Annotated in this window: 6 protein-coding genes and 3 pseudogenes; 7 read left to right on the top strand and 2 right to left on the bottom strand. The window is 40.2% G+C overall.

The window, feature by feature from the left end:
• Positions 1-318: 318 nt before the first annotated feature.
• Genes AACX68_RS02725 through AACX68_RS02700 form a run of 6 tightly spaced genes read left to right on the top strand, consistent with a single transcriptional unit; the run spans position 319 to position 9,955 of the window.
• Positions 319-3,738, top strand: a complete 3,420-nt coding sequence (locus AACX68_RS02725; RefSeq protein WP_228860533.1) for an indolepyruvate ferredoxin oxidoreductase family protein — start codon at positions 319-321, stop codon at positions 3,736-3,738.
• Positions 3,739-3,781: 43 nt separating this feature from the next.
• The gene (locus tag AACX68_RS02720) at positions 3,782-5,239 is read left to right on the top strand and encodes an acyl-CoA carboxylase subunit beta (protein WP_228860532.1); all 1,458 of its coding nucleotides are present in this window, start codon (positions 3,782-3,784) and stop codon (positions 5,237-5,239) included.
• 13 nt (positions 5,240-5,252) lie between these two features.
• Positions 5,253-6,500 carry a hydroxymethylglutaryl-CoA reductase gene (locus AACX68_RS02715; RefSeq protein ID WP_228860531.1) on the top strand — a complete coding sequence of 416 codons (1,248 nt, stop codon included), beginning with the start codon at positions 5,253-5,255 and terminating at the stop codon, positions 6,498-6,500.
• Entirely contained in the window at positions 6,497-7,978 is a 1,482-nt protein-coding gene (locus tag AACX68_RS02710) for an acetyl-CoA carboxylase biotin carboxylase subunit (RefSeq protein WP_228860530.1), read from the top strand. The genes AACX68_RS02715 and AACX68_RS02710 overlap by 4 nt, the downstream gene beginning before the upstream one ends.
• Positions 7,968-8,528 (top strand): acetyl-CoA carboxylase biotin carboxyl carrier protein subunit, encoded by a 561-nt coding sequence (locus AACX68_RS02705; protein WP_228860529.1) that lies wholly within the window; start codon positions 7,968-7,970, stop codon positions 8,526-8,528. The genes AACX68_RS02710 and AACX68_RS02705 overlap by 11 nt, the downstream gene beginning before the upstream one ends.
• 23 nt (positions 8,529-8,551) lie before the next feature.
• Entirely contained in the window at positions 8,552-9,955 is a 1,404-nt protein-coding gene (locus AACX68_RS02700; RefSeq protein ID WP_228860528.1) for an MmgE/PrpD family protein, read from the top strand.
• Between the two features lie 101 nt (positions 9,956-10,056).
• Here the strand turns inward: AACX68_RS02700 and AACX68_RS02695 are convergent.
• Positions 10,057-10,191 (bottom strand): annotated as a pseudogene (locus AACX68_RS02695) (IS5/IS1182 family transposase); the annotation flags it as partial.
• Between the two features lie 210 nt (positions 10,192-10,401).
• Between AACX68_RS02695 and AACX68_RS02690 the strand changes: the two are divergent.
• Positions 10,402-10,539 (top strand): annotated as a pseudogene (locus tag AACX68_RS02690) (transposase); the annotation flags it as partial.
• A 30-nt stretch (positions 10,540-10,569) separates the two neighbouring features.
• Here the strand turns inward: AACX68_RS02690 and AACX68_RS02685 are convergent.
• Positions 10,570-10,678, bottom strand: a pseudogene (locus AACX68_RS02685) (IS5/IS1182 family transposase); the annotation flags it as partial.
• Positions 10,679-10,807: the final 129 nt, after the last annotated feature.

Below are 10,807 nucleotides of genomic sequence, written 5' to 3'. Positions count from 1 at the left end.
GCATATATTAATGAAAATCATTAAATTATGTATTTTTATAGGATTTAAAAGTTGGTTTGATAATTATTTCAAGAAAGGGAAGTATTTTCTCGATAAAATTAATGTGAGTTTTTTCACTACATATAAAGTCAATATTTTATTTAAAACTTTCGTTTTTGAGAGAAAAGTTCCAGTCTAAAAAATTAGAAATGTCAAAATATATAAACATAACTTGGATCTACTATCTAATGGAAGTTAATTTATATTTCTGTACATTTACAAATAAACTGAGATTAAAAAACAGATATTTTTTAAATGTTTATTTTCGGGAGATATCGAATGAGTAGTTCAACAACTAATTTTATTACTGGCACTGAGGCGCTTGTTGAACTACTTCTGGCTCAGGCTGCTATCGACAAAGCTCAGGGTATTAATACGGCTGGCTTCGTATCTGGCTATCGTGGCTCTCCATTAGGCGGATTTGATCAAATATTATGGAAGCGTAATAAAGAATTAGCTGAAGCAGGAATTAGGTTTCAACCGGCAATAAATGAAGACCTTGGCGCAACGGCACTCATTGGCACACAAAAAGTGGAAACAGACCCAGAGCGTAAAGTCAACGGAGTTTTTGGGATGTGGTATGGAAAAGGGCCAGGTGTTGACCGCTCAGGAGACGCGTTAAAACATGGGAATGCTTATGGCAGTTCAGCACACGGTGGCGTCCTTGTAGTGGCAGGTGATGATCATGGCTGTGTCTCATCTTCCATGTCTCATCAATCAGACCTTGCAATGATTGCGTGGAGTATGCCTGTATTGCATCCCGCCTCAGTTGCTGACTATAAAGAAGTTGGTTTATGGGGTTGGGCTGCTTCGCGTATTAGTGGGGCTTGGGTTGGGTTTAAAGCTATTAGTGAGACTGTAGAAAGTGGAACTACTCTTCCAAAATTGAAGGAGCAAGTAGAATTTAAACGTCCAACAGATATAGATCAAGGTCCAGATGGATTACATTGGCGCTGGCCTGATCTCCCTGGACCTCAAGTAGAGCAACGTCTTCAATATAAGTTAAAAGCAGTTGAAGAGTTTGCTCGACTTAATCCTATTGATCGGATATTGGCACCGTGTAAAGCACCTCAGGCATTGTTGATCACAGTTGGTAAAACGTATAATGATGTGCTTGAAGCTCTTCGTATCGGAGGATTGACTCCGTATCATTTGGCTTCATATGGGATTATTTGGGTACATGTTAGTTTAGTTTTTCCTCTATCCCCTCTTCTGCAAGATCTTGCTCCGCAAGTTGAACACATTTTTGTAATAGAAGAGAAAGCTGCAGTGGTAGAAACATTGCTTGCTCGTTATCTATTTAATATCACAAATCACCATCCCATCACCTTATCTGGAAAACGAGACCCCAAAGGCCGAATTATATTGCCTGAAGATATTGAATTACGTCCATCAAGAGTTTCTCAACCTCTGGCAAATTGGCTATCCTTATTTGGTGTAAGCCTAGATATTCCACTAGAGTGGTCTATTGCAGTTGAGTACCCAGCCTTTCCGAAACGTACCCCATATTTTTGTGCGGGTTGCCCTCATAGTACTTCTACTCGTATTCCTGATGGTAGTCATGCCCAGCCAGGTATCGGTTGTCATGTTATGGCGGCCTGGATGGATCGGAACACTGGTGGTGGTTCAGTTCAGATGGGGGGAGAAGGTGTTGATTGGATTGGCCATGCACTATTTACTGATAGGAAACATATTTTTCAAAACATAGGAGATGGAACCTATTTTCATTCTGGCCATCTAGCTATTCGTCAATCGATAGCGGCGGGCAGTAATATTACATTCAAAATATTATTCAATGATGCAGTCGCAATGACAGGTGGGCAGCCTATTGATGGTGTTATGTCAATTCATCAAGTTGCAGTTTTAGCTTTGGCTGAAGGTGCAAAGGCAGTTGCTGTTGTGGCTGAGGATCCTAAGAAATATGGTAAAAGAAATCCATTACCACCAGGAGTAAAATTTTACCATCGAGATCACTTAGAGAACGTCCAGCGTGAATTTCGCGATACTAAAGGCGTTACTGTTATTATTTATGATCAAGCTTGTGCCACCGAGCTACGCCGTAAGAGAAAACGTGGTTTAGTTGCTCGTCCTAAAGTAAGTACATTTATAAATGAACATGTATGCGAAGGATGTGGAGATTGTCAAGTACAATCCAATTGTCTTGCTGTTATTCCAATAAAAACATCTTTAGGACAAAAAAGGACAATTGACCAAAATAATTGCAATTACGATTTTTCTTGTCTAAAAGGGTTTTGCCCAAGTTTCATCACGATTGAAGGCACGGCTTCAAAAAAGGACTTAACCAGTGTCATTTCTGAAGCTGAATTAGAAATGATCGTAAACGAACTAAAACCTCCAATTGTCACATTACAAAAGGAGCCATATGAAGTCCTTCTATCTGGAATTGGGGGAACAGGTATTGTAACTGCTGCGAGACTTCTTGCTTATGCAGCAGAGCATGATAAAAATTCAATTAGTGTTTTAAACTTCAGCGGATTTGCGCAAAAAGGAGGAGAAGTTCTATCCCATATTCGCTTCTGTAGTAACAAAGATGTACTTCATCAGGTTCGTATAGATCGAGCACAAGCAAATTTGGTAATTGCTGCAGACCTTGTCGTTGGGGTCAATATGTCAAGTTTAGAAGTTATGTCCTCATCTTCTACAGCTTGTGTAGCGAATACGTATGAAACCCAAACCGGTGCAATGTTACGTGATATTTCACTGCAGCATGATGAAGGTCGTATGATGAAAACCTTGCGTCATCATTGCCGGCATCTTAAGAGCATAAACGCGAACACTATTGCTACACATTTAGTTGGCGATCATAACCAAGCAAATATTGTTCTTCTAGGTTACGCCTGGCAATTAGGGTTCATACCTATTAGATTTTCTTCAATAGAGCTGGCCATTAAGGGACTTGGTAAGATATCCAAAAATGCTTTGACTGCTTTTCAAGTGGGAAGAGTGGCTGCTGTTCACCCAGAAATTATTTATAGCCATTTGGCTAACTTCAAAGAAGAAATTCCTAAATCTCTAGATAAGTTAATTGATCATCGTAGAAATTTTCTTTCTAAATATCAAAACCCATCTTATGCCAATCGCTATGTAGAACGTGTTGAGCGCATAAGGGCTGCCACATCCATATTTAATGATGAAAGTTTGACTCGTGTTGTTGCTGAAAACTTATTTAAGCTTATGGCTTATAAGGATGAATATGAAGTTGCTCGGCTTTTCGTCGAGACTGACTTTCTTACTAGAATGGAAAATCAATTCGAAGGTAAATACAAATTACGTTTCCATATGAGCCCCCCTCTCTGGAGGCGTAAAGATGCACGTACAGGAAAACGAGGAAAAGTTACATTAGGTCCTTGGCTCATACCTGTTTTGAAGGTGATAGCAAAAGTTCGTTTTCTTCGTGGTACATTTTTTGATCTATTTGGTTTACAAAAAGAACGGAAAATGGAAAGGCAATTGCTTTCTGATTATGAAAAACTTGTTGATCATATTGCCCATACCGTGGCTCCAGACATGCTCTCTCTTTGCCTACAGCTTGCTGAACTTCCAAGTCAAATTCGTGGATTTGGTTATGTTAAATACCAAGCGGTTAAACAAATGGCTAAAAAAAGACAAAAGCTTATTACTCAATTTAATAAAGCATTACAAAACCCAGAAAAACGCATTAAATCTATGCACCACTAGTTTTCTGATAATCAAAAATTTTTATTGAAATTAGGCATTAGATATGACAACTCAACCAGCTATATTAATAATACGAAAACTAATTGAGAGCTTTGTTGACAGGAATTCTTTTTTTGAGCTGGACCCTCTAGCTGAACATGATTGTACTCATTTTGGTTCAGAACACCGTAAAACTCCTGGAGATGGAATTATAACAGGATTTGCCCGAATAAATGGACGTTCGGTAGTACTTTATGCTCATGATGCTAACTTTCTTGGTGGTAGCTCAAGCCGAATGCATGCACTAAAAATAACTAAAGTTTTAGATCTTGCCCTCAAGACTGGTGTACCTGTAATAGGGCTCAATAACTCGACTGGAATAAGGATTCATGAGGGTGTTGATGCTGGAGTACAATTTGGTGAAGTTTTCTATAAAATAGTCAAAGCATCAGGGGTTATTCCACAAATATCAATACTTTTAGGTGATTGTGCTGGTGGTGCTGCTTATGCTCCAGCACTAACCGACGTTGTTATTATGGTTAAAAATAATTCAACTATGTTTTTGACTGGTCCAGCAGTAATACGTCAGGCAACCGGTGAAGAAGTAACAAAAGAAGATATCGGTGGTGCTATGTTACATGCCAAAACTACAGGCTTAGCTCATTTTTTAGTTGATACTCCAGAAGAAGCAATTAGATTAGCTCGTGATCTTTTAGAATTTTTACCACAGAATAATTGTTCCGTAGTACCACACCGCCCCGCAGAAGATCGAATAAAGGCACGGCTATCAGAAATAATACCTCAAAATAGCAATGAACCCTATGATGTAACAAGAATCATTAGAGAAATTGTAGATAGAGCTAACTATCTTGAAGTTCATCATCACTATGCTCCAAATATAGTTACAGTCTTCGCCCATCTTGGTGGTATTCCCATTGGTATTATTGCTAATCAACCCCAGATCCTTGCAGGATGTTTAGATATAGCTGCCTCTGAAAAAGCGGCACGTTTCGTGCGTTTTTGCAATGCTTTTAATATCCCAATTTTAACATTGATTGATGTTCCTGGATATTTACCCGGAATTAATCAGGAAGAAGGGGGAATCATTGGTTCAGGAGCAAAACTTTTACATGCTTACTGTGAATCTTCCGTTCCTAAGATAGCGGTTATTCTGCGCAAAGCTTATGGTGGTGCTCATCCAACTCTAGCGAACCAATGGGCAACTGATATGATTTTTGCTCTCCCTGAAGCCGAAATCGCAATTATGGGTCCTCAGGCTGCGGTTGATATTATCTTTCGCCGGCAAATGCTTGACGCAGAGGATCCTCAAGCCCGTCGAGCTGAATTAGCTACCGAATACCGTAATGCTCACGCTAGTGCAAATTATTCAGCGCGTCGAGGTTATATCAATGGGTTTCTAAACGATCAAACTATACGTCCAGTTCTCACCAATGCCTTTCGAATTCTCCAAGACAAAATCGAAATTACTCCTAGGCGTAAGCACTCCAATATTCAACTTTAATTGAGGGGATACCGTGAAAATACCACGCCATGCAGAAAATGACTTTCTTCCTGATGCAATTAAAACTCGTCAAGAATGGTTAGTTGAGTGGGTTGGTCGAGATTTACCATATTTATTTAATCAATTACCCACACCACTATCTTCGTTAGTAGGTACTGTAGAAAACTATGTGGGTATGGTTGGCGTTCCAATCGGGCTTGCTGGTCCTGTGCATATCAATGGTAGTCATGCTAATGGTGATTTTATCGTTCCATTGGCCACGACTGAAGGAGCCCTTGTTGCATCGTTCTCACGTGGAATGCAGGCATTGACAGAAGCTGGGGGATGCCATGTTTTTTCACCAACGAATGTATGGTCAGAGGAAGGGAGTGAAAATACACACTATAAATTCCGAGGCAATGCTCTGACTAAGATATCAGCGGTTTGGTTGTATCGTGCTTCTGATGCTGCGTTGTTTGATGAGTGGTTGCGTCAAAATACAGAAAAAATCGCTGAAGTCGCTAATAGTACAAGCCGCTTTGCCCGGCTTAAGGAAATCACACCAATATTTCAGGGAAGCATTGTTGGTTTGGCATTTCGTTACGAGACAGGTAACGCAATGGGATTAAACATGGCAACAAAGGCTAATGAAGCTGCTTGTTCCTATATCCGAACCCATGCTGATAACTTAGTTGGTGGATATTTTAATACGCTAGGAGGGGATAAACGTTTCGTGCCAGATGAAGCCAAAGGGCGTTATGTTACTGCTAGTGCTGTTTTACCAGCAGACCTTATCACAAAGAGATTTAGATCTACACCGGAGCGTATGCAAAGATTCCTTCAAGCGTGCCATCTCATTTTAGGTCAGAGAGGAGCGACTGGACAGAATATTCATATTGCTAATGCACTTACTGCATTTTTTATCGCATGTGGACAGGATCCTGCTTTTGTTACAGTGTCTTTCTTCAATGCCAGTACCTCTTTTGAAATCAATACAGAAGGTGCATTGGTGGCAAGTGTTACTTTGCCTAATATTATTGTTGGATCAATTGGTGGAGGAACAAAACTACCTATACAGCAAGAATGTCTTGCGATGATCGGGTGTGAGGATGATGCTTGTAAACTAGCTGAGATTTGTGCCGCTGTTGCGTTGGCGGGGGAAATATCTGTTGCAGGTGCAGTCAGTGCAGGGGAATTTACTCGAGCACATACTGAACTTGGTCGCGGTTTACGTGATTCTAGCATCAGTTATATATCCAAAATTGCGAGGACACCATCATGATTAAACGTGTACTCCTTGCGTGCCGTGGAGAGATTGCTCTGCGATTTATTCGTACAGCTCAGGGCCTTGGGATCGAAACAATTGCTGTGTACGATGATGAAGAAAAAACAGCACATTTCGTTATGGCCGCGACATATAGAGTACAAGCGGATATTGTCCACCCTTTTTCTTCACCAGATTATCTTTTAGCAATAGCTGCTGAATATCATGCTGATGCTATTGCTCCTGGATATGGTCCGTTAGCTGAGAATGCGAATTTTGCTAAAGCCTGTGCAGATGCAGGAATTCTTTTCATTGGCCCAAATGTATCTGCACTTCGTTTAGTTGGAAATAAAATTCAAGCACGTCAACTTGCTATATCTACTGGGATACCTGTTATTCCTGGCGCTGCTGTGACTTCGCTCAAAGAAGCTCAAGAATTAGCAACTGTGATTGGATACCCTATTCTATTAAAAGCTGCAAATGGTGGTGGTGGACGAGGAATTCGGCTTGCAGAAAACCACGATATGCTAGAGCGGATTTGGAAAGAAGTTGAACGGGAAAGCTTTGCTGCATTCGGTACAGCGGATCTCTATGTTGAACGTTTTCTTGGATATAATATTCGCCATATTGAAGTTCAGATTTTGGCGGATGTGACTGGAAATATAATCGCACTTGGAGAGCGTGGCTGCAGTGTACAGCGTCGGCGACAAAAAATGGTTGAAGAATCTCCTGCTCCTGGCATTGATGAAGCCTTACGTAACGTGATTAGTGAGTCAGCAGTCAAGTTTGCTAGAGCAGCAAATTATACCAGTGCTGGTACAGTAGAATTCCTGGTTGATAGTACCGGACAATATTACTTTATTGAGATGAACGGACGTATTCAGGTTGAGCATCCGGTTACTGAAGCAGTGACAGGCATTGATATCGTGGAAGCCATGTTTGCTATTGCAGAGGGAATCCCTCTCAGTGACGACGTACTGAAGGCAGTTATTCATGGCCACGCGATAGAGTTTCGTATTTGTGCAGAAGATCCATTCCAGGAGTTTCTGCCAACAGGTGGTGTTGTTACAGCTTGCCATTTTCCTTATGGACCAGGGATACGAATTGATACAGGTATATCAGAGAATCAGAACCAACTTATACTGTATGACAGTCTTTGCTTGAAACTCATTGTTTGGGGAAGAAATCGGAATGAAGCCATTTCTCGGGCAAAGGTAGCATTAGGTGAGCTGTTAATTGCTGGTTTTCCAACTAATCTTCCATTTCATCGTTGGTTAATTGATTATTCGCCATTTTTTACTGGGCACTATGATCTATCATTGTTCTCTAATTATCATCCTGAATCTCCTAATGAAACAATGCAATATGACATCGCTATTGCTGTAGCATTGCGTGAATATTTGTCCATAACAGAACTCTCTGAAAACGCTACCACATTACCTTCATTCTCAAATTGGCGTCTTATGAATGATCGGAGAGCTTCCTATGGTGGATAAATTATTTTCTATTCAATTGAATATACCTTCTGGCATATCAAAATCATATATATTGCGTATTGCTGATGAAGATAATGATAAATTTTCTGCGATAGTTGATAACGGTAGTCCAACCCATATTCGCCTTCTCAGAATGGATCGAGAAGGAAAGTATGACCGCCTTATTATAGATTTTGAAGGTACGATAAAAAGCATTATTTTAGGTAAAAAAAGTAGTCTTGAACAAACATTTTCCGTAGATATAGATGGTTATCATTTGGATATTAGTGCAATGCATGGTATACGGCCAACGCCAACCAGTACAAAGCATGATTTCAATAAAAATGAAATTTTCGCTCCATTCCATTCAATAGTTTCGGAAGTATTAGTTAATCAAGGTGATATTCTTGAGGCTGACCAGCCTGTACTACGATTAGAATCAATGAAGGTTATTTCAACTTATTTTGCACCTTCATATTGCCGTGTAACAGAAATTTTTGCAGTGGAAGGGCAAGCAGTTGAGACTGGTTTTCTGCTTGTTCGTTTTGAACCACTTTCAGTGACTTCATAAATAATACCTATTAGGAGTTCGAGATGTTTAGTGTGAAAAATATTGAAGACCAAATAACATCGTTTGCCTATGAATTGATGTATGACAATATTTCAACATCTGCTTTAGACGCTGCACATTTGTCGATCCTTGATATATTTGGTGTTACCTTAGCGGGTTCAATACGACCAGAAATAAAACTATTACAGCGAGTTATCGGACAATGGGGAGGCAGCCCTACTTGTCCTGTTTTCGGAACAAATTTGCTTCTTCCTCCTAGTATTGCTGCACTTCTTAATGGTGCTGCATCGCGGGTTTTAGATTTTGATGATGTAGTAGATCCGCTAGGTATTCATCCTAGTGTGGCCATATTTCCAGCTCTTTCAGCTATAGCTGCTTTTCGTCAATCACCTGTCACTTCTAGTGAATTTTTGACTGCGACTGTCATTGGCCACGATTTGATTACCCGACTTGCACGTGCACGTAAGGAAACTCTTCTAGAAAGTGGTAGATATGACCTTAGCAAGGTCATTGCAGCAACTGCAGCCGCTGGTCGTCTTTTTGGACTCACCCCTACCCAGTTACGCTCCGCGATGGGAATTGCTTACACATCCGCTCTTGGTGAGGCACAGTGTATGGTGGAAGGGACTCCTACAGTTTCTTACCAGCAGGGGCTTGTTGCATCTAATGCGGTTAAAGCAGTTCTTCTAGCGTCGGAAGGCTTTGAAGGCGCTCATCGCTTTCTTACAGGTCGATATGGCTTGTTTAGGGCATTTGAACCGGATTCAGAGCCAGATAGTATAGTCGATGGGCTTGGAGTTATTTTCGCAAGTGAGAATGATATAGCGTTCAAACCTTATCCGACTTGCCGTCCTAATATCTCGGCAACTACTTTAGCTATTAGTTTGGCTGGACACTCTAAAGTAAGAGCTGAGGATATAACTCATATTGATATTGCAATGAACCAGCAAATCTATGATCTTGTTTGTGCTCCATCCTATAAGAAATGGAAGCCAACTACACCTGTAGAGGCTAGATTTAGTATGGCATATACAGTAGCTGTAGGTTTACGGTATGGCGGAGTACTTATTACTGACTATGACGAAACTGCATTAAATCGTGCAGATGTGCTTTCGATTAGTGAAAAGATTCGTCCACGTGTTGATCTCAAATGTGACATTCCTGAACTTGGGACACATGGTAGAATTGAAGTTAGCATTTATTATGTTAACGGTGATGTTCGTAGCGGGTTTATTGATATACCAAAGGGAAACCCTCAAAACCCCCTTAATTCTACTGATATTATTGAAAAATTCACAAGCTGTTTTAATTACTTCGAACCAGAAAATGGGACAATACAGGTTAATAACGCAATTCAAGCTTGGAGACGCATTATTAAGGATGAAACAGGGCTAAAGGATTTTTTAGCATATGGAGTGATCAATTAAAAAGTATATTAATTTAAAAAGATAATGATTTGAGAATTAGAGGCATATTTAAAAGTGTTAGTATAAAAAACTAGTGGATGTTGATGTTTTGTTTTCATCATTTATTCCACCCACATTGGTAACCAGACAATGATAAACGCCAGTGTCAATAAACTGGCGTAATCTCGCGCCAATCTATCGTATCTTGTTGCGAATACACGAAAATGTTTGATTCTGGCAAACGCATTTTCAGGTAACGTATTCAATTTATTGATTCTATCTTAATATAATATTCTCTTTCGATAAAAATCCCGATGACTTTGTCATGCATTTCCGGTTATTTTTAATAACCTAATGTTCTACAATTCAGTTAATTAACCTGAGCTTCGCTTAAGAAGGGAACTAAAGTGCCTGAGGCACGATCAAAGTCTTTGCTAAAGAAAACAAAATAGTGGAGATCCTCAGGCATGTCTAATTTAGAAGAACTTTACTGCTGCGTCGATGATTGCGGCGAATTGTTAGCCGTGAAACTCACCGCAGGAAATACGGATGATCGCCAGCCAGTCAAAGCGATGACAAAAGGATTAACAGGATGTTTGTATGGTGGTAACCGCCATCGGCTAATATATTCTTCACGCTTGTGAGTCAATAATTACGAAGGTTGTACTGACGTTCCGACCATTTTTGATACGGGCCTCGCCAGCCACATTTTTTTAAAGCTTGCTCGAGCAGGCTGGGTTCTGTTTATGCAGACCCGTTTGCCCTAAATAGCTTGTCAAAATGGTAGGAGTATCAAAGAAACTCGATCCTAAATTTGCGAAATTTTTGTTCCCAAAACGCAAAATCACAGAAAAAAGGATCGAGTCATGCTCA

Source organism: Xenorhabdus sp. PB61.4 (genome assembly GCF_963894935.1).
Taxonomy (GTDB): domain Bacteria; phylum Pseudomonadota; class Gammaproteobacteria; order Enterobacterales; family Enterobacteriaceae; genus Xenorhabdus; species Xenorhabdus stockiae.
This window is presented reverse-complemented; position numbering and strand designations above follow the sequence as displayed.